General features: G+C 65.5%; 21 protein-coding genes and 1 riboswitch. Of the genes, 11 read left to right on the top strand and 10 right to left on the bottom strand.

Features of this window, described 5'->3' with window-relative positions; all coding sequences use genetic code 11:
* The 7 genes from FQU74_RS14445 to chvE all read right to left on the bottom strand — a co-directional run.
* Nucleotides 1-723: aldehyde dehydrogenase family protein (locus tag FQU74_RS14445; RefSeq protein ID WP_146287171.1), on the bottom strand; the 723-nt coding region annotated here is incomplete at its 3' end.
* 39 nt (nucleotides 724-762) lie between these two features.
* Nucleotides 763-1,686 carry a Gfo/Idh/MocA family protein gene (locus FQU74_RS14440; RefSeq protein WP_229704406.1) on the bottom strand — a complete coding sequence of 308 codons (924 nt, stop codon included), beginning with the start codon at nucleotides 1,684-1,686 and terminating at the stop codon, nucleotides 763-765.
* On the bottom strand, nucleotides 1,686-3,428 hold the full coding sequence (araD, locus tag FQU74_RS14435; RefSeq protein ID WP_146287170.1) for an L-arabinonate dehydratase: 1,743 nt from the start codon (nucleotides 3,426-3,428) through the stop codon (nucleotides 1,686-1,688). The genes FQU74_RS14440 and araD overlap by 1 nt, the downstream gene beginning before the upstream one ends.
* A gap of 21 nt (nucleotides 3,429-3,449) precedes the next feature.
* Entirely contained in the window at nucleotides 3,450-4,436 is a 987-nt protein-coding gene (gene araD1, locus FQU74_RS14430) for an AraD1 family protein (protein ID WP_146287169.1), read from the bottom strand.
* A gap of 3 nt (nucleotides 4,437-4,439) precedes the next feature.
* Nucleotides 4,440-5,624: a multiple monosaccharide ABC transporter permease gene (gene mmsB / locus FQU74_RS14425; protein WP_146287168.1), complete on the bottom strand. Its 1,185-nt coding sequence runs from the start codon at nucleotides 5,622-5,624 to the stop codon at nucleotides 4,440-4,442.
* A gap of 12 nt (nucleotides 5,625-5,636) precedes the next feature.
* On the bottom strand, nucleotides 5,637-7,157 hold the full coding sequence (gene mmsA / locus FQU74_RS14420) for a multiple monosaccharide ABC transporter ATP-binding protein (RefSeq protein ID WP_146287167.1): 1,521 nt from the start codon (nucleotides 7,155-7,157) through the stop codon (nucleotides 5,637-5,639).
* Between the two features lie 87 nt (nucleotides 7,158-7,244).
* A complete protein-coding gene (chvE, locus tag FQU74_RS14415) occupies nucleotides 7,245-8,267 on the bottom strand; it encodes a multiple monosaccharide ABC transporter substrate-binding protein (RefSeq protein WP_229704408.1) in 1,023 nt (340 codons plus the stop codon).
* A 191-nt stretch (nucleotides 8,268-8,458) separates the two neighbouring features.
* Between chvE and FQU74_RS14410 the strand changes: the two genes are divergently transcribed.
* On the top strand, nucleotides 8,459-9,388 hold the full coding sequence (locus FQU74_RS14410; protein WP_229704405.1) for a LysR family transcriptional regulator: 930 nt from the start codon (nucleotides 8,459-8,461) through the stop codon (nucleotides 9,386-9,388).
* On the opposite strand, the gene FQU74_RS14405 is transcribed toward FQU74_RS14410, so the two are convergent.
* Nucleotides 9,385-10,830: a cobyric acid synthase gene (locus FQU74_RS14405; RefSeq protein WP_146287164.1), complete on the bottom strand. Its 1,446-nt coding sequence runs from the start codon at nucleotides 10,828-10,830 to the stop codon at nucleotides 9,385-9,387. The genes FQU74_RS14410 and FQU74_RS14405 overlap by 4 nt on opposite strands.
* Before the next feature lie 31 nt (nucleotides 10,831-10,861).
* A complete protein-coding gene (gene cobO / locus FQU74_RS14400; RefSeq protein WP_146287163.1) occupies nucleotides 10,862-11,494 on the bottom strand; it encodes a cob(I)yrinic acid a,c-diamide adenosyltransferase in 633 nt (210 codons plus the stop codon).
* A 140-nt stretch (nucleotides 11,495-11,634) separates the two neighbouring features.
* A riboswitch (cobalamin riboswitch) is annotated at nucleotides 11,635-11,828 on the top strand.
* An 81-nt stretch (nucleotides 11,829-11,909) separates the two neighbouring features.
* Between cobO and FQU74_RS14395 the strand changes: the two genes are divergently transcribed.
* Genes FQU74_RS14395 through cobJ form a run of 7 tightly spaced genes read left to right on the top strand, consistent with a single transcriptional unit; the run spans nucleotide 11,910 to nucleotide 19,796 of the window.
* Nucleotides 11,910-12,290, top strand: coding sequence for a DUF1636 family protein (locus tag FQU74_RS14395; protein ID WP_146287162.1), 381 nt, complete (start codon nucleotides 11,910-11,912; stop codon nucleotides 12,288-12,290).
* A complete protein-coding gene (cobW, locus tag FQU74_RS14390) occupies nucleotides 12,283-13,317 on the top strand; it encodes a cobalamin biosynthesis protein CobW (protein WP_146287161.1) in 1,035 nt (344 codons plus the stop codon). The genes FQU74_RS14395 and cobW overlap by 8 nt, the downstream gene beginning before the upstream one ends.
* A gap of 4 nt (nucleotides 13,318-13,321) precedes the next feature.
* Nucleotides 13,322-16,558, top strand: a complete 3,237-nt coding sequence (gene cobN / locus FQU74_RS14385; protein ID WP_146287160.1) for a cobaltochelatase subunit CobN — start codon at nucleotides 13,322-13,324, stop codon at nucleotides 16,556-16,558.
* Nucleotides 16,555-17,706 (top strand): precorrin-3B synthase, encoded by a 1,152-nt coding sequence (cobG, locus tag FQU74_RS14380; RefSeq protein WP_146287159.1) that lies wholly within the window; start codon nucleotides 16,555-16,557, stop codon nucleotides 17,704-17,706. The genes cobN and cobG overlap by 4 nt, the downstream gene beginning before the upstream one ends.
* A 3-nt stretch (nucleotides 17,707-17,709) precedes the next feature.
* Nucleotides 17,710-18,339, top strand: coding sequence for a precorrin-8X methylmutase (locus FQU74_RS14375; RefSeq protein WP_146287158.1), 630 nt, complete (start codon nucleotides 17,710-17,712; stop codon nucleotides 18,337-18,339).
* Between the two features lie 3 nt (nucleotides 18,340-18,342).
* The gene (locus FQU74_RS14370) at nucleotides 18,343-19,068 is read left to right on the top strand and encodes a precorrin-2 C(20)-methyltransferase (protein ID WP_146287157.1); all 726 of its coding nucleotides are present in this window, start codon (nucleotides 18,343-18,345) and stop codon (nucleotides 19,066-19,068) included.
* Complete coding sequence (cobJ, locus tag FQU74_RS14365) at nucleotides 19,065-19,796, top strand: precorrin-3B C(17)-methyltransferase (RefSeq protein ID WP_146287156.1); 732 nt, start codon at nucleotides 19,065-19,067, stop codon at nucleotides 19,794-19,796. The genes FQU74_RS14370 and cobJ overlap by 4 nt, the downstream gene beginning before the upstream one ends.
* Here cobJ and FQU74_RS14360 read toward each other — a convergent pair.
* Complete coding sequence (locus FQU74_RS14360; RefSeq protein WP_146287155.1) at nucleotides 19,775-20,518, bottom strand: cobalt-precorrin-6A reductase; 744 nt, start codon at nucleotides 20,516-20,518, stop codon at nucleotides 19,775-19,777. The two genes, cobJ and FQU74_RS14360, sit on opposite strands and share 22 nt — an antisense overlap.
* On the opposite strand from FQU74_RS14360, the gene cbiE reads away from it, so the two are divergent.
* The 3 genes from cbiE to cobM are packed head-to-tail and all read left to right on the top strand — an operon-like array spanning nucleotide 20,517 to nucleotide 22,806.
* Nucleotides 20,517-21,680: a precorrin-6y C5,15-methyltransferase (decarboxylating) subunit CbiE gene (gene cbiE, locus FQU74_RS14355; protein ID WP_146287154.1), complete on the top strand. Its 1,164-nt coding sequence runs from the start codon at nucleotides 20,517-20,519 to the stop codon at nucleotides 21,678-21,680. The two genes, FQU74_RS14360 and cbiE, sit on opposite strands and share 2 nt — an antisense overlap.
* A complete protein-coding gene (locus FQU74_RS14350) occupies nucleotides 21,662-22,027 on the top strand; it encodes a cobalamin biosynthesis protein (RefSeq protein WP_229704404.1) in 366 nt (121 codons plus the stop codon). Before cbiE ends, FQU74_RS14350 begins: the two co-directional genes overlap by 19 nt.
* Complete coding sequence (gene cobM / locus FQU74_RS14345; protein ID WP_146287153.1) at nucleotides 22,024-22,806, top strand: precorrin-4 C(11)-methyltransferase; 783 nt, start codon at nucleotides 22,024-22,026, stop codon at nucleotides 22,804-22,806. Before FQU74_RS14350 ends, cobM begins: the two co-directional genes overlap by 4 nt.
* Nucleotides 22,807-22,810 lie beyond the last annotated feature (4 nt).

Here is a 22,810-nt window from a genome sequence, read left to right as displayed (position 1 = left end):
CAGTGAGCCGGTGAAGCCCACTGCCTTGATTAGGGGATTGGTAACGAGTGCCGTGCCAACATCCCGACGTCCGCCCTGAATCAGCGAGAACACACCGGAAGGGAGGTTGCAGGACAAAATCGCAGCATGGATCGCCTCGGCGATGATCTCGCCGGTGCCGGGATGGGCGGAATGGCCCTTGACGACGACGGGGCAGCCCGCCGCCAGCGCCGCCGCCGTGTCGCCCCCGGCGGTGGAAAAGGCGAGCGGGAAGTTCGAGGCGCCAAAGACGGCGACCGGGCCGACCGGGCGCTGCATCAGCCGGATCTCCGGGCGCGGCAGCGGCTGGCGGTCGGGCAGCGCCGCATCGATGCGGCGGTCGAGATAGTCGCCTGCGCGGATATGCGCCGCAAAGAGCCGCAACTGGCCGGTGGTGCGGCCGCGCTCCCCCTGCAGGCGGGCCGCGGGCAGGCCGGTCTCCTGGCTGCCGATCTCGGTGATGGCCTCGGCGCGGGCCTCGATCTCGTCGGCGATCGCCTCCAGAAACGCCGCCCGCGTCTCGCGGCTGGCATAACCATAGGACCAGAACGCCTCTTCCGCCGCCGCACAGGCCCGGTTCACCAGCTCCACCGTGCCCACCGAGAACGCATGCACAGGACCATGCGCCGGCTCCGAGCCAAAACGCTCGGCCGTGCCAACCCAGTCACCCGCAATCAGATGATTGCCATGGGGCGTGAATGTCATAACGTCAGTCCTTTCAGAGAGAGGGGCTCTGAGTTCCGGTCAAAAATCAAAAGGCGCCACGGTCATGCGGCGGCCCAGCGTCATCGCGTCTGCGACGTGAACCATGGGCGCAAGATCCACGTCCGACTGACCCGTGCGGACCAGATCGGCCATACGCGCATAAAGCGCAGGATATTCACCCATGATGGTGTTCTCGCCAGCGGCGGCTTTGCCGTCGATCTCCAGCACATTGCCGCCCATCCGAAGGGCAAGGTGGCCCGCATCCGTCTCGACCTCGATATCCCAGGTCTGCGGGCCTTCCTGACGCCAGTCGAAATCGGCACTGACATTGCCGGAAAATCGCAACTGCGCCCCAATTGGCGTAGCGCGATTGTCCGGGAATTCCAGCTCGGCCCCGGTCAGGTGCACCGGTTCGGGCAGGATCTCGGTCAGGATCGACAGCGCATTGATTCCCGGATCGAACACACCCATGCCGCCGGGTTCGAACACCCAGTCCTGACCGGGATGCCATTTGCGCACATCCTCACGCCAGGTGATATGGGCGCGCGTCACGCGCTTGTCCTGAAGCCAGGCCCTGGCCGGGGCAACCGCATGGGCCATCCGGCTGTGCCATGTGGCGAAAAGCGTAAGGCCCTGCGCCTCGGCAAGGTGTTGCAGAGCATGCACTTCGGCCAATGTGGCGCCCGGAGGCTTTTCCAGCATCACATGACGCCCCGCGCGCAACGCAGCGGCGGCATAGTCGAACCGCGGCACCGGCGGCAGGCAGAGCGAGACAACCGAGATGTCGGCCCGTTCTGCCAGAAGCCGGTCGAAATCGTCATAGGCCGCCACACCATCGACCGTGCCGTGACGCGAACAGGTCGCAGCCAGCGTCCAGTCTGCCGAGGCGGCAATCGCCGGAACATGCTGGTCGATCGCGATCTTGCCGATCCCGACCAGCGCCACGTTCATCGGAGCAGACATCAGTGCGAATCCTTGCCCACATCACGGCCACGGAAGCCGCGCAGGAAGTCGAGGTCAGCCCCTGTGTCTGCGCCCTGCACGTGCTTCTGGTGCAGCCAAGCATAGCCCGACTCCGGCGCCCCCGGCAGCGGGGTCCATTCCGCCAGCCGCGCGGCCAGCTCTTCGTCCGAGATTTCAAGCGTCAACGACCGGTTTGGCACATCCAGCGAGATCATGTCGCCATTGCGCACCACCGCAAGCGGCCCACCCGCCGCAGCCTCGGGCGAAGTATGCAGCACGACCGTCCCATAGGCGGTGCCCGACATGCGCGCGTCCGAGATGCGCACCATATCCGTGATCCCTTTGCGCAGGACCTTGGGGGGCAAGCCCATGTTGCCGACCTCGGCCATGCCGGGATAGCCCTTGGGTCCGCAGTTCTTCAGCACCATCACGCAAGTCTCGTCGATATCAAGATCCTCGTCGTTGATCTTGGCCTTGTAGTCGTCGATGTCCTCGAAGACGACCGCCCGACCCCGGTGCACCATCAGCGCAGGCGTCGCCGCCGATGGTTTCAGCACCGCCCCTTTGGGTGCCAGATTGCCCTTCACCACCACGACACCGCCCGATTTGGTCAGCGCTTTTTCGGCGGGCAGGATCACATCTTCATTGTGGTTGACGACGTCCTTGACCTGATCCCACATCGTCTCGCCCGAGACGGTCAGCACGTCCTTGTGCAGAAGCCCCGCCTCGCCCAGACGCTTGATGACCACGGGCAGGCCGCCGGCATAGAAGAACTCTTCCATCAGATACTTGCCCGAGGGCATGAGGTTGACGATGGTCGGCACATCGCGGCCGCAGCGGTCCCAGTCCTCCAGGGTGATGTCCACACCAACGCGGCCCGCAAGCGCCAGAAGGTGGATCACCGCATTGGTCGATCCGCCGATCGCGGCATTGGTGCGGATCGCGTTTTCAAAGGCCTGCCGGGTCAGCACGTCAGAGGGCTTCAGGTCGTCCTTCACCATCTGCACGATACGCCGGCCGGTCAGTTGCGCCATCACGCGGCGGCGGCTGTCCACCGCCGGGATCGCGGCATTGCCCGAAAGCGCCATGCCCAGAGACTCGGCCATAGAGGCCATGGTCGAGGCCGTGCCCATCGTATTGCACGAGCCCGCCGAGCGCGACATCGAGGCTTCGGCCTCGAGGAACTCTTCGGGCGTCATCTCACCCGCCTTTACCGCTTCGGAGAACTTCCAAAGATGGGTGCCAGAGCCCACACGCTCGCCCTTGAAATAGCCATTCAGCATGGGACCACCGGTCACCACGATCGATGGAATGTCGGTCGAGGCTGCCGCCATCATCAGCGAAGGTGTGGTCTTGTCGCAGCCGACCAGCAGGACCGCGCCATCCATCGGCTGGCCGCGCATCGCCTCTTCCACCGCCATGGCGGCGAGGTTGCGGTACATCATCGCCGTGGGCCGGAACGAGCTTTCCGCTGCAGAGAACACCGGCACCTCGACCGGGAAACCGCCCGCCTCGTAGATGCCGTGCTTCACACGCTCGGCCAGCACATCGAGATGAGCATTGCAGGGCGTAAGTTCCGACCAGGTGTTCAGGATGCCGATGACGGGGCGGCCATCGAACAGGTCATGCGGAAAGCCCTGATTCTTCATCCATCCCCGGTGATAGATCTGGTCGCGGCCAGAGCCGCCGAACCATTCCTGTGAACGCAGCTTGCGGGGCCAGGGCGCGGGCTTGAAGGTCATGGCTTGCCTCAAAGGGATTGGTCAGAGGGATTTGACGGTAACGGGCGAAACGGTCTTGGGCTCTTGCACCAGCGGGTTGCGCAAGGGCAGGCCAAAGGCGGGAACCGAGATCTCGAAGGTATCGCCGGGCTGGCAGGCGATGCCATCGGCGAAGGAGAGCGTCGCAGTGCCGAAGAAATGCACATGCAGATCGCCGGGCTGGCGGAAGATCTCGTACTTGAAGTGGTGGTGCTCGAGGTTGGCGAGGGTGTGGCTCATATTCGCCTCACCCGACACGAAGGGTTTTTCCCAGATCACCTGACCGTCGCGCAGGATGCGACTTTGTCCTTCGACATGGTCAGGCAGCGGGCCCACCAGCAATTCCGGTCCGAACGAGGCCGGGCGCAGCTTGGAATGGGCAAGCCACAGATAGTTGCCGCGTTCCGTCACATGGTCCGAGAACTCATTGCCAAGGGCAAAGCCAAGGCGGAAAGGCACGCCGTCGGGGCCGATCAGGTAAATGCCCGCGATCTCTGGCTCTTCGCCCGCATCCAGCGCGCAGCCGGGCGAGACCAGCGGCATTCCCGGGGCGGCGGCGGCATGGCCGTTGCCCTTGTAGAACCATTCGGGTTGGGCGCCGATGCCGCCGTTCGCAGGCTTGCCGCCTTCAAGCCCCATGCGGAACATCTTCATGCTGTCCGTCATCTGCTCGGGGTCGGCCTTGGCATGCATCGAGTTGCGCGTGGCAGCCGATCCCAGATGGGTCAGCCCCGTACCCGTCAGGTGCATGTGGCAGGGATCGGGGTGGTCAACCGGCAATAGAACCCGTCCCTCGGCCATTGCGGTGGCAAGATCGACCGCCTCTCCCTGCCCGCGCGAGGCAACTTCTGCACCGAGGTTGCGGCCCGCCGCGATGGCGGCCTGCGCCAGTTCGACGACCGAGGCGGCACCGGGCACGATCCGGGCGTCCTCGCCCACACGCGCCACGACGACGCGGCCCTGTTCGGTCTGGATCTGCGAAAGGAACATGGATCAGCCCTGCTTCTGCTTGTTGTAGACGTCGAAGAACACCGCGGCCAGCAGCACAAGGCCCTTGATGACCTGCTGATAGTCGATGCCGATGCCCATGATCGACATGCCGTTGTTCATCACACCCATGATGAAGGCGCCCACGACCGCGCCGATGATCTTGCCCGAACCGCCCGACATCGAGGCCCCGCCGATAAAGACAGCAGCGATCACGTCAAGCTCCACCCCGAAGCCTGCCTTGGGCGTCGCGGTGTTCAGCCGCGCGGCAAAGACCAACCCGCCAAGCGCGGCAAGGAAGCCCATGTTCACGAAGGTCAGGAAGGTCAGCCGCTCGGTGTTGATCCCCGAAAGCTTCGCAGCTTTCTCGTTGCCGCCGATGGCATAGACGCGCCGGCCCAGCGTGGTGCGTTCGGTGATGAAGGCATACACAACCGTCAGCACGACCATCGAGATCAGCACATTGGGCAGGCCCCGGAAGCCCGCAAGCTTCCAGATCACGAACATCAATGCAGCCGAAATGATGGCGTTGCGGGCGACGAAGAAGGCGAAGGGCTCATCTTCGATCCCATAGTGAGCGTTGCGGGCGCGGGTCTTGACCCCCATCCAGATCAGTACGGCCACCGCGATCAGCCCGGCCACAAGTGCCGTGACATTGGGTTTGTCCACCCCGAAGAGGTCGGGAATGAATCCGTTCGACAGCGCCTGGAACGACTTCGGGAAGGGGCCGACCGATTGCCCGGCCAGAAGCCACAGCGACAGGCCGCGGAACACGAGCATCCCTGCCAGCGTCACGATGAATGACGGGATGCGCCAGAAGGCCACGAAATAGCCCTGCGCCGCGCCGATTGCTGCGCCGACGACAAGGCTGATCGGGATCACCACCGCAACCGGCAGATCCCAGTTGACCAGCATCACGGCGGCCAGTGCGCCCACGAAACCCATGACCGAACCCACCGAAAGGTCGATGTGTCCGGCCACGATCACCATCAGCATCCCCAGTGCCATGATGATGATGTAACTGTTCTGCAGGAAGAGGTTGGTGATGTTCACGGGCTTCAGAAGCGTGCCGTCCGTCACCACCTGGAAAAAGACCATGATCGCAATCAGCGCGAACAGCAGTCCGTATTCGCGCAGGTGTTTCACGAGATAGCTGCCGATCCCCTCGGCCTTCGCACTGGTCTGGCTCATTCCCCTGCCCCCTTATTCTGTAACGATGAGCGACATGATGCGCTCTTGCGTGGCGTCCTGGGCATTCAGCTCGCCCACGAATTCACCCTCGTTCATGACGTAGATCCGGTCGCACATGCCCAGAAGTTCCGGCATTTCCGACGAGATCATGACCACGGCTTTTCCCTGTGCCGAGAGGTCGTTGATGATGCCGTAGATCTCGTACTTGGCGCCCACGTCGATGCCGCGGGTCGGCTCGTCGAGGATCAGCACCTCCGGCTCGGTGAAGAGCCATTTCGACAGCACAACCTTTTGCTGATTGCCGCCCGACAGATTGCCGACCTTCTGGAAGACCGATGGCGTGCGGATACGCATGGCCGCGCGGTACTTCTCGGCCACCTCGGTCTCACGCGCCTCATTGATGACACCCGAAGTCGCCACGGCGTCGAGGTTGGCGAGGCTCGTGTTGCGCTGGATCGTCTCGTCCAGGATCAGGCCCAGCGACTTGCGATCCTCGGTCACATAGGCGAGACCCGCATCGATCGCGCGCCCGACGGTCGCGGTATCGGCCGCCTTGCCGTTCACGAACACCTCGCCCGAGATGTTGCGCCCGTAGCTGCGGCCAAAGATGCTCATGGCAAGCTCGGTGCGGCCCGACCCCATCAGACCCGCGATGCCGACCACCTCGCCGGCGCGCGCGTTGAACGAGATGTCCTTGATGACCTGACGCTCGGCATGTTCGGGATGCCAGACGTTCCAGCCCTTGACCTCGAACACCACATCGCCAGCGCGGCGGGTTCGTTCCGGATAGCGGTGCGCCATGTCGCGGCCCACCATGTCACGCACAATGCGATCCTCGGTGATCGGTTCCTTGTGCGCGTCCAGCGTGGAAACGGTAGTGCCGTCGCGGATCACGGTCACGCTGTCGGCCACGCGGCGCACCTCGTTCAGCTTGTGGCTGATGATGATCGATGTCACGCCCTGTGCCTTCAGCTCCAGAAGCAGATCGAGCAGCGCCTGACTGTCGGATTCCGAAAGCGCGGCGGTGGGTTCATCCAGGATCAGCAGCCGCACGTCCTTGGACAGCGCCTTGGCGATTTCCACAAGTTGCTGCTTACCCACGCCCAGCTTGCCCACCTGAATACCGGGCGCCTCGCTGAGGCCAACTTTCTTCAGCAGCGTTTCGGTCTGCCGAAAGGTCTCGGGCCAGCTGATCACGCCTTTCGTGGCGCGCTCATTGCCGAGGAACAGGTTCTCGGCGATCGACAGAAGCGGCACCAGTGCCAGCTCCTGGTGGATGATGATGATACCCCTGTCCTCGCTGTCGCGGATGCCGCGGAACTGGGCGATTTCGCCATCATAAAGGATGTCGCCCTCATAGCTGCCGGCGGGATAGACACCCGACAGAACCTTCATGAGGGTGGATTTTCCGGCCCCGTTCTCGCCGCAGATCGCGTGGATCTCGCCCTTGCGGACGACGAGGTTCACCTGATCCAGCGCCTTGACGCCTGGAAAGGTTTTGGTGATGGAGCGCATCTCCAGCAATGCGGTCATGGTTGCCTCCGGTCATTGGCGGCGGATAGGCGGGCCGCCCCCCGCAAGGGAAGGCGGCCCATTCGGCATCCGAGGAGGAAGGATGCGTTACTGGATCTGATCTTTGGTGTAGTAGCCCGACCCGATCAGGATCTCTTCCCAGTTGCTTGCGTCAACCGGCAGCGGCTCCAGCAGGTAGGACGGCACGACCTTCACGCCGTTGTCGTAGGTCTTGGTGTCGTTGATCTGCGGCTCGCTGCCCTTGAGGACGGCGTCCACCATGCCCACGGTCACTTTGGCCAGTTCGCGGGTATCCTTGAAGATGGTCGAGTACTGCTCGCCCGCAAGGATCGACTTCACCGACTGGACCTCGGCGTCCTGACCCGAAACGATCGGCATCTTCAGATCGCCCGAACCATAGCCCACGCCCTTCAGCGACGACAGGATACCGATCGACAGCCCGTCATAGGGCGAGAGCACGCCATGCACCTGCTTGTCGGTGTAGTTTGCCGACAGCAGGTTATCCATGCGCGCCTGTGCCACTGCACCGTCCCAACGCAGGGTGCCGACCTTGTCCATGCCCATCTGGCCCGAGACAATGGCGATCGAGCCGTCGTCGATCAGCGGCTGCAGCACGCTCATCGCACCGTCGTAGAAGAAGTAGGCGTTGTTGTCGTCCGGGCTGCCGCCAAACAGTTCAACGTTCCACGGCTTCACATCGGGGAAGCGCTCTTTCAGGCCGTTGACGATGGTGGTCGCCTGCTGCACGCCGACCTTGAAGTTGTCGAAGGTGGCGTAATAGTCGACATTGCCGCTGTCACGGATCAGACGGTCATAGGCAATGACCTTGATCCCGGCGGCCGAGGCATTTTCCAGCGCGTTGGACAGGGTCGTGCCGTCGATGGCGGCGATGACCAGGGCATCGACACCCTTGGTGATCATGTTCTCGATCTGGGCCAGCTGGTTCGGGATATCGTCCTCTGCATACTGCAGGTCGGTCTCATAGCCAGCGGCCTGGAATTCCTTGACCATCGAGTCGCCGTCCGAGATCCAGCGCGCCGAGGATTTGGTGGGCATCGAGATGCCGACGGTTTCAGCAGCGGCGCCATAGGCCACGAACGAGGCACACATCGCCAGTGCCGCGGCGACGGATTTGAATTTCATGTCTCTCTCCCTGACTTGGGTAGCTGCACGTTGGCGCTGCCCATCTCTCCCTCTGGCCGCTCGATTCGAGGGGCCTGACGCAGTTCTAATCGCACATGACATATCGGTAAAATTACATTACACGCATTTTGGATAGCAATTCTGGTATGATAATTGCCATGCAACTGAACCTGAAACCGGCGCAACTGCGCCTGATCGTCGAAGTGGCTGAGTCCGGGCAGTTGCAGATGGCAGCGGCTGCGACCTCGATGACCCAACCGGCCGCGTCGCGCATGCTGGCCGAGATTGAACGTGCCGTGGGCGCGCCGCTGTTCCTGCGCCAGCCCAAGGGGATGGAGCTGACCGAGATTGGCGCCGTCATGGTCCGGCGCGCCCGCGCCATGCTGCGCGAGATGCGGAGTATGGCTGCCGAGGTACAGGCATTGCGCGAAGGTCAGGGCGGCGCAGTGCGGGTGGGTGCCGTGACCGGACCCGCCGTCGGTTATCTGGTCCCCGCCATCCGGGCCATCAAGCGCGAGGCGCCGGATGCCGAAATTACCGTCGACGTTCTGCCCTCTCGCGATCTTCTGCGGCAGCTGACCGCCGGCGAGATGGACTTCGCGCTCGCCCGCGTGCTGCCCGATTTTGACAGCCGGGAATTCGAGATCCACCCGATGCGCGATGAAAAGGTGGCGCTGCTGGTGCGGGCCGGTCATCCGCTGGCGCGTGCGCCCCGCGTGACCTTCACCGAACTGACCGACTATGAATGGATCATGCAAGAGCGCGGCGCACCGATCCGCGAGGCCACGCTCGAAGCCTTTGGCGCCGTGGGCCTGGCCGAACCCGGAAACATCGTGAACAGCCCGTCGCTGCTGTTGATGATCGCCTATCTGTCCAGAAGCGACGCGATCGCCGGCATGTCGGAGGAGGTGGCGCAGCTTCTGACCCAGCCCCCGGTCAGCGCCGGGTTCGCCGTGCTGACCATGCCGCGTGAGGTGCGGGTCTCACCCTATTACATGCTGAACCTCAGACGCCGTCCGTTGTCGCCAGTGGCTGCCCGGCTGCGCGAACTGGTCATTGCCCATTCCGAGGCGGGCGGGACCCCCTAGCGCGCCAGCGCCAGCAGCCCGTCCACGTCGAGATGCGTCTCCATATGCGCAGCAAGGGCATCGAGCGTTTCCTCGACGACGCGGCCATAGGCCAATCCCGAGCTCTGCGCACCCAAGCCCCGCAGGAACGCGGCCCGAAAGGCATCTGCGCGAAAAAGCCCATGCAGATAGCTGCCGATGATCCGCCCATCGGCCGAAATCGCGCCCTCGGGCTGGCCCGCGACATGGGCAAATGGCCGGGCGCGATCGGGGCCCGTGGTTGCGCCGATGTGGATCTCGTACCCCTCGACCTCCAGCCCTGTGGCTGCGTGCAAGGCACGGGTCCGTGTCAGGCGCTTGTCCGGTGTCATCTCGGTTGTCACGTCGAGCAGACCCAGACCTTCGGTTTCACCTGCCGGCCCCTCGATCCCCAAGGGGTCGCGCACGATGCGCCCCAGCATCTGATAACCGCCGCAGATCCCCAGAACATGGCCGCCCCGCCGAACATGGGCGGCAAGGTCAATGTCCCACCCCTGCGCGCGCAGATAGGCCAGATCGGCACGGGTCGATTTTGATCCCGGCAGGATGACCAGGTCGGTGTCGCCGGGAATAGGCTGGCCAGCACCGACCATCACCAGACTGACGCCCGACTCTTGCGCCAAAGGGTCGAGATCGTCGAAATTCGCAATCCGCGACAATTGCAGGCAGGCCACCTTGAAGGCGCCACCCCCTTTGCTGTGCCGCAGGTCAAGCGCATCCTCGGCAGGCAGGCGACCGGCATCGGCAAAGAAGGGCAGCACACCGAACCCGCGCCAGCCTGTCCGTGCCTCGATCAGCCGGTACCCATCGTCAAAAAGCCGCACATCCCCTCGGAACTTGTTGATCAGGAAACCCGCGATCATGGCCGCATCCGCAGGATCGAGAACAGCCTGCGTACCGACGATCTGTGCAATCACGCCGCCCCGGTCGATGTCCCCAGCCAGAACCACCGGCACATCGGCCGCCTGCGCGAAACCCATATTGGCAATGTCGCCTGCACGCAGGTTCACCTCTGCCGGGCTGCCGGCGCCTTCAACGATCACCAGATCATGCCGCGCGCGCAGCCGGTTGAAGCTGTCAAGCACCGGCCCCATCAGTTGCGGTTTCAGGGCCGCATAATCCCGCGCCTTTACGGTGGCGACACGCCGCCCCTGCACCACCACCTGGGCGCCCACGTCGCTTTCAGGCTTCAGGAGTATCGGGTTCATGTCGGTCAACGGCTCAAGCCCGCAGGCCATGGCCTGCAAAGCCTGCGCCCGTCCGATCTCGCCGCCGTCGGCTGTTACTGCCGCATTGTTCGACATGTTCTGTGGCTTGAAGGGCGCGACTGACAGCCCGCGCCTGCGTGCCGCACGGCACAGACCGGCCACAAGCATGGACTTGCCGACATTCGACCCCGCCCCCTGGATCATAAGCGCGGTCATTGCCGCTTCCTTCTGGAGCCAAAGACCACGCTCAGAACTCGACCCCCTTCTGTCCCTTGATTCCCGACCGGAAGGGATGCTTGACCAGTGTCATCTCGGTCACCAGATCAGCCAGCTCTATCAATTCGTCCTTGGCGTTCCGCCCGGTCAGGCAGACATGGGTCATCGCGGGCTTTTCGTCACGCAGGAAGGCCACGACCTCGTCAATCGGCAGGTAGTCATAGCGCAGCGCAATGTTGATCTCGTCGAGAAGCACAAAGCGGATGCTCTCGTCCCGGATCAGCTCTTTCGCCTTTTCCCAGCCCTTGCGGGCCATTTCTATATCGCGGGCGCGATCCTGGGTTTCCCAGGTGAAGCCCTCGCCCATGGCGTGGAACTGGCAGAGGTCGCTGAAATGTCCCTCGATCAAGCGGCGCTCGCCGGTATCCCAGGCGCCCTTGATGAATTGCACGACCGCGCAGGGCATCTCATGCGCGATGCAGCGCAGGATCATGCCGAAGCCGGACGACGACTTGCCCTTGCCGGGCCCGGTATGGACGATGATCAGCCCCCTCTCACCCTCTTTCGTGGCCATGATCTTGTCACGCGCGGCCTTTTTCTTGGCCATCTTGCTGGCGTGGCGGGCAAGCTCGTCGGTGCTGTCAGGGGTCGTGGATTCGCTCATGAGGATCTCCTTGCATTCTGCATAGCCCGCGGCGCGGGCCACCGGAAGCCGGGTTGCGACGGATCGGGCGTCAGGGGCGGCGATGTCGCAGCCGGGCCGTGATACGACGCCGGGCGCGCTTGACTTGAACCTGCATTCTGTCACAAGGCGGGAAAGCTGGTTCCTGCGGCAACGCAGGCGAAGAGGGAATGCGTCAGGCCATCCGGCCCAAGCGCAGCCGCCCCCGCGACCGTGACCGGAGAGGCCGCATCGCCACTGAGGAAACTCGGGAAGGCGCGGTCGGGGGGAAACCCGCTCCGCAAGCCGGGAGACCTGCCAGCCTTCGTGTTCACGGGCGGACGGGGTGTTCCGCGACCGGCAGTGGCAATGATGCCCCTTCCGTTTGTCCCCGTCGCCCCCGTTCGGGAAAAGATGCATGGCCCGCGCCACGCTGCATGTCTGCATCACCTGCCGGCGCGAGGGCGCCGACCCGGAAGGCCCGCGTCCTGGCAGGCTTCTGCATGATGCGCTGACCGCAATTGCCTTGCCCGAAGATGTCGAGATCCGCGCCGTCGAATGCCTGTCGGCATGCACCAACGGCTGCTCGGTCGCTTTGTCTGCTCCCGGCAAATGGACCTATGTCTACGGCCGACTCGACCCCGCCGAACACGGTGCCGCGATCCTCGAAGGGGCAGCGCGATATGCGGCCTCGGGCGACGGGCTGGTGCCCTGGCGCGAGCGGCCCGAGATCTTTCGCAAGCAATGTCTTGCCCGTATTCCCCCCTTGGACAGCCCAGTGGAGCCCGCCGATGTCTGACATTTCGAAGATCCCCGTCACCGTGATCACCGGCTTTCTGGGATCGGGCAAGACCACGCTGATCCGGCATCTGATGGCCAATCCGCAGGGCAAGCGCCTCGCAGTCCTCGTCAATGAGTTTGGCACCGTGGGCGTGGATGGGGAAATCCTGAAGTCCTGCGCCGATGAGAACTGCCCGATCGAGAACATTGTCGAACTCGCGAACGGCTGCATCTGCTGCACGGTGGCCGATGACTTCATCCCCACGATCGAGGCGCTGATGGCCCTACCACAGCGACCGGATCACATCCTGATCGAAACGTCGGGCCTTGCGTTGCCGAAACCACTGCTCAAGGCCTTTGACTGGCCGGCGATCCGCTCGAAGATCACCGTCGATGGCGTGGTTGCGCTGGCCGACGCCGAGGCGGTCGCCGCGGGGCGTTTTGCGCCCGACGTTGCTGCCGTTCAGGCACAGCGCGAGGCCGATGACAGCATCGACCATGAAACCCCGCTTTCCGAAGTGTTCGAGGACCAGATCGCCTGCGCCGACATCGTGCTGCTGACGAAGGCGGATCTTGCAGGCGATGCGGGCCTTGCCGCGGCGAAGGCGGTGATCGAGGCCGAAAGCCCCCGCAAGCTGCCGATTCTGCATGTCTCGGAAGGGATCGTCGATCCGCGCGTCGTGCTGGGCCTGAATGCGGCGGCCGAGGATGATCTGGCGGCGCGCCCCAGCCATCACGACGGGCACGACGACCACGAACATGACGATTTCGACACCATCGTCATCGAAATGGGCGAGGTGACCGATCCCGAGGCGCTGCAAGAGGCGATCCGCCGTCTGGCGCGTGAGCAGGACATCCTGCGGGTCAAGGGTTATGTCGCGGTCGCTGGCAAGCCGATGCGGATGCTGGTGCAAGCCGTGGGCGAGCGCGTGCGTGCGCAATATGACCGCCCCTGGGGGGCTGCAGAACGCGCAACCCGGCTGGTGGTCATCGCCGAGCATGACAATGTGAACGAGGCGGCGATCCGCGCGGTTCTGGGGGCCTGAACCGGTGCATGTGGTCTTCCGCGAAAGCCATGGGCTTGAGGAAACGGACACCCCGTTCGACCTGGGTCAGACCCCGGCCGATCTGGTGGTTCTGTCGTTTTCCGACAGCGATCTTGGTGCTTTCGCGGCAGGCTGGCAGCGCGGGCGCGACCGGTTGCCGTCACTTCGGCTGGCAAATCTTGTGGCGCTGCGCCACCCACTCTCGGTCGATACCTATGTCGAGCAGACCCTTTCTGCGGCGAAGGGCATCCTGATCCGGCTGATCGGGGGCGAAAGCTACTGGGCCTATGGGTTGGCCTCGGTGCAGGACCTGTGCCGCCGCAAGGGGATTGCGCTCGCCGTGCTGCCTGCGGACGGGCGGCCTGATGCGCGGCTCGATCAGTTGTCCACCTTGCCGGTGGGTACCCTGCGGCGGCTGGCCACACTGTGCGATGCGGGGGGCGCAGTTGCGGCGCAGGCGGCACTGGCGCAGTTGGCGCTTGCGGCGGGACTTTATGCGGGTCCGGTGGCAGGCGACAAGACCGTGCCGGAGTGCGGCTGGTACGACCCCCCGCGCGGCGTGATCACGGGGCCAGAGGGTTGCGGAGCCGAGGGTGCGGGGCCACTCGTCGCGATCACCTTCTATCGCAGCTATCTGACCGCCGCCGATACCGATCCGGTAGATGCGCTGATCACTCGCGCACGGGCGCGCGGATTTCGTGCCTATGGGCTTTTTGCGCCCTCGCTCAAGGGGCCCGCGGCGGCTGTTATTGCCGAGGAGCTGCGCAAGGCGCAGCCCGCCGCAATCATCAATGCCACCGCCTTTTCAGCCAAGGGCGAGGCCGGGGTCTCGCCCCTCGATGCCACAGGGTGCCCTGTCTGGCAGGTGGCGCTTTCGACCGCCCGTCGCAAGGAATGGGCTGCGGCAGAGCGCGGACTTTCGCCTGCGGATCTGGCGATGCATGTCGTGCTGCCCGAGGTGGACGGGCGTCTGTTTGCCGGAGTGATCAGCTTCAAGCAGCCCGGCGCGCGCGACCCCGACCTGCAATTCTCGCGCTTTGCACACCGGGCTGATCCGGGGCGGGTGGCGGCGGTGATCGACCGCGTGGCTGCGCGCCACAGGTTGGGCGAGATGGCGGCGCAGGATCGCGTGATCGCGCTGGTTCTGTCGACCTATCCCGGCAAGGACTACAACCTCGCACATGCGGTCGGGCTTGATGCACTGGCCTCGGCCGAGGCGATACTGAACCGGCTGACAGATACTACCGACCCCGGCGCAGGACTGGGCCGGGCACTGGAAAGCGCAACGCTCGACTGGCCGCTGTCCGCATATCTGGCGGCGTTGGAGGCAGTGCCCGTTGCCTTGCGTGACCGGCTGACCGCAGCCTGGGGCGACCCCGAAGATGACCCATGCCTTGCCGATGGCAGCTTCCGGTTTCGTGCCCTTCGGCGGGGGAGCGCGGTCGTTGCCCTTCAACCCGAACGCGGCGAGGCGCGGTCGCGTGACGACGACTACCACGACCTGACCCGCACCCCACGTCACTCCTATGTGGCCTTCTACCTCTGGCTGCGGTCACAGGGGATTCATGCGCTGATCCACGTCGGCGCGCATGGCACGCTGGAATGGCTGCCGGGCAAGGCGGTTGCACTGTCGCATGACTGCTGGCCCGAGGCGCTGATCGGTGCGACGCCGGTCATTTACCCCTTCATCGTCAACGATCCGGGCGAGGCCGCGCAGGCCAAACGGCGCATCGGGGCGCTGACCATCGGCCACATGCCACCGCCAATGGCGACCTCGACCGTGCCGGTCAACATGACCCGGCTGGAACGGCTGCTTGACGAATATTCCACCGCCGACGGGCTTGACCCCGCGCGCCGCGACCGGCTGATCGCGCAGGTGCGCGACGAGGCGCAGGCCGCAGGTGTCGAGGCCGATCTGGGCATCCCGCCTGACGCCTCGGCCGCCGAGGCGATCACCCGCATCGACAGGTTCGTCTGCGACATCAAGGAAAGCCAGTATGGCGAGGGGCTGCATGTCTTTGGCGATGCGCCGGGCGAGATGGAGGGGCTTTTTGACGCCCTGAATGCCCGGCATGTGGCGCCGGGGCCGTCGGGATCGCCCTACCGGGGGCGGACGGATGTGCTGCCAACCGGGCGTAACCTTTATGCCGTCGATCCGCGATCCGTGCCGACCCGCGCGGCCTTTGCCCAAGGGGTGAAGCTTGCCGAAGAACTGGTCCGGCGACATCTGCAGGATCACGGCGACTATCCAAGGTCGCTGGTCGTTGACCTCTGGGGCTCGGCCACGATGCGCACGGCGGGCGAGGAATTTGCGATGGCGCTGCATCTGGCGGGCCTTTCGCCCCGCTGGGATGACGGGACCGAGCGTGTCAGTGGGTTCGAGGTCGCCCCGCTTGCGCTGCTTGGCCGTCCACGCATCGATGTGACCTTGCGCGTGTCGGGTCTGTTTCGCGACGTCTTTCCCGGCCTTGCGCAGCTTTTCGAGGCGGCGGCCCAGACCCTTTCCGAACGGCCAGAGGACGCAAGCGACAACCCCTACCTGACCCCCGGCCCGCGCGTCTTCGGCCCGAAACCCGGACTGTACGGCATGGGGATGACCGAGGCGCTTGAGGACTATTCCGACGCGGGCCGGATAGCGGCTGGTGAGGCCTGGCTTGCCGCCAGCGCGTGGGCCATTGATGCCAAGGGCGAGGCGCATCACGCCCGCGCGGCCCTGGAAGACCGCGTCCGCGCGGCGGACGGCTTTGCCCATGTGCAGGATCTGGTGGAAAGCGATGTTCTGCTGGCCTCGGACTATGCCGCGCATGAGGGGGGGTTTGCCGCCGCGCTGGCACGCCTCGGGACCGAGGCGCCGGCGATGTACCATCTGGACAGCACCCGCCCCGACCGTCCGCAGGCCCGCACTCTGGGCGAAGAGATCGCCCGGGTGGTGCGCGCCCGCGCCGCCAACCCCGATTGGGCCAGTGCCATGATGCGTCACGGTTTTCGCGGCGGGGCCGAGATCGCGGCAACGATGGATCACCTTGCCGCCTTTGCGCATCTCACCCGCGCGGTTCCGGCCCATCTGATCGATCTCTATCACGAGGCAACGCTGGGCCGCGATGATCTGGTGGCCTTTCTTCAGGCCGAGAACCCGCAGGCGCTTCAGGCCCTGCGGGACCGGTTCCGCGGTCTGCACGACGCAGGCCTCTGGGTGACACGGCGCAATTCGATCGCCGCGCTGATGGAGGCCGGAGCATGAGCGGCAGCCGTGCAGAGGGACCGGTGGTGCAAGGCTGGTGCCCCGGCGCGTTGCGGCCGATGATGTCAGGCGACGGTCTGGTGGTACGCGTGCGACCGCGTTCCAGCCGGCTTACTGCGACGCAGGCGCGCGGGGTCGCTGCGCTGTCGAGGGCGCATGGCAACGGGCTGATCGACCTGTCCGCGCGCGCCAATGTGCAGCTGCGCGGGGTGACCGAGACAGGCCGTCTGCCGCTGGTCGAAGGGCTGCGCGATCTTGGACTGATCGATGCGAGCATTGCGCAGGAGACGCGGCGCAACATCGTGGTTCAACCCTTCCATCGGCCTGATGATCCGACACTCACGATCAGCGCCGAACTGGCGCAATTGCTGGCCCTGCCGGACGCGCCCGATCTGCCGGGGAAATTCGGCTTTGCGGTCGATACTGGTTCAACCCGCGTGCTGGAAAGCACCGCCTGCGACATCCGGATCGAGCGCGATGGTCAAGGGATCGTGGTGCGCCCGGATGGAAGCGGGCTTGCCAAACACGTGACCGAGACGACCGCTGCGGCGGAGGCACTCTCTCTGGCCCGGTGGTTCATCGCTACGGGCGGCATTCGCGAGGGGCGGGGCCGGATGGCGGCCCATCTTGCGCGGGTGGGCCTGCCGCAGGGCTTTACCCATCCGACCACCGCGCAGGGGTTTGTCGCGCGCCCTGGCCTATATGATGCAGGCGCGATGGTTGCTTTCACATTCGGCCAGATGACGGCCGAGACGCTGGCGGCGATTGCAGGCCTCGGCGATCTGCGCATCACGCCTTGGCGCATGATCGTGATCGAGGGCGCGACACGGCTGCCCGATCTGCCCGGCCTCATCACCGATCCAGACGATCCGCTGCTTCATGTGGTGGCCTGCACCGGTGCGCCGGGATGCGTGCAGGCGCTTGGGCCCACGCGCGATCTGGCGCTGGCGCTGGCGCCGCATGTGCAGGGCTTGCTGCATGTTTCGGGCTGCGCCAAGGGCTGTGCCCATCCGGGCGCTGCCGATCTGACCCTGACCGCAACGCCACAGGGCTATGCCCTGATCCAGGGCGCCACAGCCCATGATACCCCGATTGCCCATCATTCCGCGGCCGCGCTGATTGCACGGCCAGACCTTCTGACCGAGTGACCGATGCCCCACAGCTATGAAACCGACGGCGCCACCATCTACCTCAACTCATTCGCCACGATCCGGGCCGAGGCCGATCTGGCCTGCTTCACGCCCGAGGAAGAGGTGGTTGTCGTGCGGATGATCCATGCCGCAGGCATGGTCGGGCTTGAGAAGTTCGTGCGCTTCACGCCCGGCATGGCAATCGCCGCCCGCGCGGCGCTGGAGGGCGGCGCACCGATCCTCTGCGATGCGCGCATGGTCAGCGAGGGCATCACCCGCGCGCGGCTGCCCGCGCAGAACGAGATCCTCTGCACCCTGCATGACCCATCTGTGCCCGAGATGGCGCGCGCAATGGGCAACACCCGCAGCGCGGCTGCGGTCGAATTGTGGAGACCGCATCTGGCGGGTGCGGTGGTGGCCATCGGCAACGCGCCAACCGCCCTCTTTCATCTGTTGAACATGCTGGAAGACCCCGGCTGCCCGCGCCCTGCCGCGATCATCGGCTGCCCCGTCGGTTTCATCGGTGCGGCGGAATCGAAAGAGGCGTTGATGCAGGACAATCCCTGCCCCGCTGTCATCGTCGAGGGTCGCCTTGGCGGCTCGGCCATTACGGTGGCGGCGGTGAATGCGCTGGCCAGCCGGAAGGAGTAGAGCGTGGCGAAGGTGATCTGTGCAGGGCTTGGGCCGGGCGACCCGGATTTGATCTCGGTCCGGTCGGATCGGGTGATCCGCGCGGCGGCGCAGGTCGCCTATTTCCGCAAGGCCGGGCGGCGCGGTCAGGCACGTGCGATCGTGGAAGGAATGCTGCGCGCGGGCGTAACCGAACTGCCGATGGAATATCCGGTGACGACCGAGATCCCCTTTGACAGCCCCGAATACAACGACGCGCTGGCCCGGTTCTATGACGACTGGGCCGACCGTCTCGCTGCCATGCCGGGCGAGGTTGTGGTGCTGTGCGAGGGCGATCCCTTCTTCTACGGCAGCTTCATGCACCTTTATGCCCGTCTCAAGGATCGGACAGAGATCGAGGTCATCCCCGGCATCACCGGGATGGCTGGCTGCTGGCACGCGACCGGCACGCCGATCACCTGGGGCGACGATGTGATGTCGGTGCTGATGGGTACGCTGCCCGAGGATGATCTGGTCGCCCATATGCAGACCGCAGATGCGCTGGTCATCATGAAAACGGGCCGCAACCTGCCCAAGGTGCGCCGTGCGCTGGCAACCGCCGGTCGCCTTGACGATGCCTGGCTGATCGAGCGCGGAACGATGCCCGGGGAACGCGTGGCCCGGCTGGCCGAGGTGGATGGCGCCGACTGTCCCTACTTTGCCATCGTCATCGTGCATGGCCAAGGTCGGCGCCCCGAGGTGCACGCATGAGTGGCGCTGTCATCATCGTGGGGCTTGGGCCGGGTGACGCGGCCAAGGTCACGCCCGAGGTGACAGCGGCGCTGGCCGAGGCCACCGATGTCGTGGGCTACATTCCCTACGTTGCCCGCGTTGCCCCGCGTGAGGGGCTGACGCTGCACCCGTCGGACAACCGGGTGGAACTCGACCGCGCCACGCATGCGCTGGAAATGGCCGCAGCGGGGGCGCGCGTGGTCGTGGTCTCCTCGGGCGATCCGGGCGTCTTCGCCATGGCGAGCGCCGTGTTCGAGGCGCTGGAGGCGCGGCCCGATCTGGCACATGTGCCGATCACCGTGTTGCCGGGCATCACCGCCATGCTCGCAGCGGCGGCGGCGGCGGGCGCACCCTTGGGCCATGATTTCTGCGCAATCAACCTCTCCGACAACCTCAAGCCTTTTGATCTGGTCGAGCGGCGGCTGCGCCTTGCCGCGCAGGCTGATTTTGCGATGGGCTTTTACAATCCACGCTCAAAGTCGCGCCCGCATCAGTTTGCCCGCGTGTTGCAGATCCTGCGTGAGGAATGCGAGCCCGGTCGGCTGGTCATCTTCGCCCGCGCCGTTTCAACCCCCGAACAGGCGATCCGCGTTGTGCGTCTGATCGATGCAACCGAAGACATGGCCGATATGCGAACGGTCGTTCTTATTGGAAATTCGGCGACACGCCGCGTGGGCGATTACGTCTATACCCCGAGGTCGGCATGACCCAGCCAGCGCAGGACGGCATCGGGATCCTCAAAGATCAGCCGCTCGGGCAAGGCAGGCCGGTCAATCAGGATCACCGGCAACGCCAATTCCCGCGCGGCATCAAGCTTGGCGCGCGCGCCCTGACCGCCCGCATTCTTGGCGACGATATGGCTGATGCGATGGTCCCGCAGCAGGGCCAGATCGCCCGCCAGATCAAAAGGGCCGCGCGCGATGACCGCATGTGCGTCCGGCAAAGGCAGCGCGCCTGGCGGATCGACAAGGCGCAGCAGGTAATGATGCTGCGGCCTTGTGCCAAACGCGGCCAGATGCAGCTTGCCGATGGCCAGAAACACACGGGCCGGGATGTCGGGCAGTGCGGCAACTGCGCCTGCGATATCGGGCACATGGGTCCAGCGATCGGCAGCTCCGGCCACCCATGGCGCACGCTCCAGCGCGGCCAGCGCGACGCCGGTTTCGCGGCAGGCGGCAGAGGCGTTCCGGCTCATCTCGGCGGCAAAGGGATGTGTCGCATCGACGACATGGGTGATGCCTTCGCTGCGCAGAAACCGCACCAATCCCTCAACCCCGCCAAAGCCGCCAATCCGGGTCGGCAAGGGCTGGGCGACGGGGGCGTCGGTCCGACCGGCATAAGAGAACACCGCGTCCATCCCTGTATCGGCCAGCATCCGGGCAAGTCTGCTTGCCTCGGTCGTACCGCCCAGAAGAAGGATGCGCGTCATGTCTGATCCCTGGCTTACGATCATCGGTCTGGGCGAAGATGGACCAGAGGGCCTGTCGCCCGCAAGCCGCGACGCGCTGGACCGGGCGGAGGTGATCATCGGCGGGCCGCGCCACCTCGCGCTTGTGGGTGCCGATGCGCGGGGCGTGGAATGGCCCGTTCCGTTCTCCACAGCCCCGGTTCTCGCGGCACGCGGGCGACGGGTGGTCGCCCTCGCCTCGGGCGATCCGTTCTGGCACGGGGCCGGAGGAAGCCTGATGGCTGATCTCGCTCCCGAAGAATGGACGAGCCACCCGGCGCCGTCGTGCTTTCAACTGGCGGCGAACCGCATGGGCTGGCGGCTGGAGGAGACGATCTGTCTTGGCCTGCATGCCGCGCCCTTTGCCCGACTGCGGCCCGTGCTTCACGGGGGAACGCGGGTGTTGGCCACGCTTCGGGACGGGGGTGCGGTGGCGAAACTGGGTGATTGGCTGCGCGCGAACGGTCATGCAGGGGCCGAGGTGACCGTGCTTGAACGCCTTGGCGGGCCGATGGAGCGGATGCGCCCCTTCCCTGCGCCGGATGCGGGCGCACCGGTGATGGCGGCGATCCTTGGGCGCGACCCCGGCATCTCCCGCGCCTCGGGTCTGCCGGATGACCTGTTTGCCCATGACGGGCAGATCACCAAGCGTCCGGTGCGCGCCCTGACACTCTCGGCCTTGGCGCCACGGGCGGGCGAACATCTGTGGGATCTGGGTGCGGGATCAGGCTCGATCAGCGTCGAGTGGTGCCTTGCCGGTGGCAGCGCCTCGGCTGTCGAGCGTCGGGCCGACCGCGTCACGAACATCCGCGCCAATGCCGAAGGCTTTGGCCTTGCCCATCGTCTGACAGCGGTGGACTGTGCCACGATGGATGCACTGGACAGATTGCCCGAACCGGACGCGGTGTTCATCGGCGGCGGCGTTGATGAGGCACTGATCGACCGCCTTTGGCAACGCCTGCGCCCCGGCGCCCGGATGGTCGCCAATGCCGTCACGCTGGAGAATGAGGCCACGCTTTACGCCGCCCACGCCCGCCACGGGGGCAGCCTGATGCGGATCGACCTTGCGACCTGCGGCACGCTTGGCAGCTTTCGCGACTGGCAGGCCGCGCGTCCGGTGGTGCAATGGGGGGTCACGCGATGATCGTGGCCGGGATCGGGTTGCGTGCATCGGCGACAGCGGCAGACCTTGCTGCCGCCCTGACGCTGGCGCAACACTTGCCACAGGCGCTCGCCCTGCCGGCGGACAAGGCCTGCCACCCTGCGCTCGCCGCGCTGGCGCTGCCCGTTCATGCCGTGCCGCTGGCCGATCTGACGCGACAAGACACATCCACCCCATCGCCGCGCCAGCCCGCCCGATATGGTGTCGGCTCGGTCGCCGAAGCGGCAGCGCTTGCCGCCGCAGGCCCGGGCGCGCGGCTTCTTCAGCCACGGACCATCGCCCCCGGAGGGCGGGTCACGCTGGCCCTTGCAGAAGGACACACCCCATGACCGTCCATTTCATCGGCGCGGGCCCCGGCGCCCCCGACCTGATCACCCTGCGTGGGCGCGATCTGATCGCCGCCTGCCCGGTCTGTCTTTATGCGGGCTCTTTGGTGCCCGAGGCGCTGCTGCAATATTGCCCGCCCGGCGCGCGGATCGTGAATACCGCACCGCTGAGCCTCGATCAGATCATCGCCGAAATCGCCGCCGCCCATGCCGAGGGGAAAGACGTGGCGCGCCTGCATTCAGGCGATCTGTCGGTCTGGTCGGCCATGGGCGAACAACTGCGCCGCCTGCGCGAGCTGGACATCCCCTATGACGTGACGCCGGGCGTGCCCAGCTTTGCCGCCGCCGCCGCCGCGCTTGGTGCAGAGCTGACCCTGCCGGGCGTCGCGCAATCGGTCGTGCTCACACGCACCTCGGGTCGGGCGTCTTCGATGCCGGAAGGCGAGACGCTGGAGAACTTCGCCCGCACCGGCGCGACGCTTGCCATCCACCTATCGGTGCATGTGTTGGCCGATGTGGTGGCGCGGCTTTCCCCAAGCTATGGCGCCGACTGTCCGGTGGCGGTGATCTGGCGCGCCAGCTGGCCCGATCAGCGCATCGTGCGCGCAACGCTTGCCACCCTGGAAACCGCCGTCGGCGCCGAGATGGAGCGCACGGCCCTGATCCTTGTCGGCCGGTCAATCGGGGCCGAGGAGTTCGACGAAAGCCGCCTCTATGCTGGTGACTACGACCGCCGCTATCGCCCGGTGGGCACCCATCCCCGCTTTCCCGAAAGCGCATGACCAC

This window comes from Gemmobacter aquaticus, assembly GCF_007859075.1.
Taxonomy (GTDB): Bacteria; Pseudomonadota; Alphaproteobacteria; order Rhodobacterales; family Rhodobacteraceae; genus Gemmobacter; species Gemmobacter aquaticus.
Note: the sequence above shows the minus strand (reverse complement) of the source record. Positions and strands in the feature narration are given on the sequence as shown.

Excerpts from the sequence above, each read along its gene's own strand:
- cobJ (WP_146287156.1), top strand. The coding sequence starts at position 19,065 with ATGAGTGGCGCTGTCATCATCGTGGGGCTTGGGCCGGGTGACGCGGCC.
- FQU74_RS14360 (WP_146287155.1), bottom strand. The coding sequence starts at position 20,518 with ATGACGCGCATCCTTCTTCTGGGCGGTACGACCGAGGCAAGCAGACTT.
- cobM (WP_146287153.1), top strand. The coding sequence starts at position 22,024 with ATGACCGTCCATTTCATCGGCGCGGGCCCCGGCGCCCCCGACCTGATC.
- araD (WP_146287170.1), bottom strand. The coding sequence starts at position 3,428 with ATGACCTTCAAGCCCGCGCCCTGGCCCCGCAAGCTGCGTTCACAGGAA.
- cobW (WP_146287161.1), top strand. The coding sequence starts at position 12,283 with ATGTCTGACATTTCGAAGATCCCCGTCACCGTGATCACCGGCTTTCTG.
- araD1 (WP_146287169.1), bottom strand. The coding sequence starts at position 4,436 with ATGTTCCTTTCGCAGATCCAGACCGAACAGGGCCGCGTCGTCGTGGCG.
- cobO (WP_146287163.1), bottom strand. The coding sequence starts at position 11,494 with ATGAGCGAATCCACGACCCCTGACAGCACCGACGAGCTTGCCCGCCAC.
- mmsB (WP_146287168.1), bottom strand. The coding sequence starts at position 5,624 with ATGAGCCAGACCAGTGCGAAGGCCGAGGGGATCGGCAGCTATCTCGTG.
- cobG (WP_146287159.1), top strand. The coding sequence starts at position 16,555 with ATGAGCGGCAGCCGTGCAGAGGGACCGGTGGTGCAAGGCTGGTGCCCC.
- cbiE (WP_146287154.1), top strand. The coding sequence starts at position 20,517 with ATGTCTGATCCCTGGCTTACGATCATCGGTCTGGGCGAAGATGGACCA.
- FQU74_RS14405 (WP_146287164.1), bottom strand. The coding sequence starts at position 10,830 with ATGACCGCGCTTATGATCCAGGGGGCGGGGTCGAATGTCGGCAAGTCC.
- chvE (WP_229704408.1), bottom strand. The coding sequence starts at position 8,267 with ATGTGTGCCTCGTTCGTGGCCTATGGCGCCGCTGCTGAAACCGTCGGC.
- FQU74_RS14410 (WP_229704405.1), top strand. The coding sequence starts at position 8,459 with ATGCAACTGAACCTGAAACCGGCGCAACTGCGCCTGATCGTCGAAGTG.
- FQU74_RS14350 (WP_229704404.1), top strand. The coding sequence starts at position 21,662 with ATGGGGGGTCACGCGATGATCGTGGCCGGGATCGGGTTGCGTGCATCG.
- FQU74_RS14440 (WP_229704406.1), bottom strand. The coding sequence starts at position 1,686 with ATGTCTGCTCCGATGAACGTGGCGCTGGTCGGGATCGGCAAGATCGCG.
- mmsA (WP_146287167.1), bottom strand. The coding sequence starts at position 7,157 with ATGACCGCATTGCTGGAGATGCGCTCCATCACCAAAACCTTTCCAGGC.
- FQU74_RS14375 (WP_146287158.1), top strand. The coding sequence starts at position 17,710 with ATGCCCCACAGCTATGAAACCGACGGCGCCACCATCTACCTCAACTCA.
- FQU74_RS14395 (WP_146287162.1), top strand. The coding sequence starts at position 11,910 with ATGGCCCGCGCCACGCTGCATGTCTGCATCACCTGCCGGCGCGAGGGC.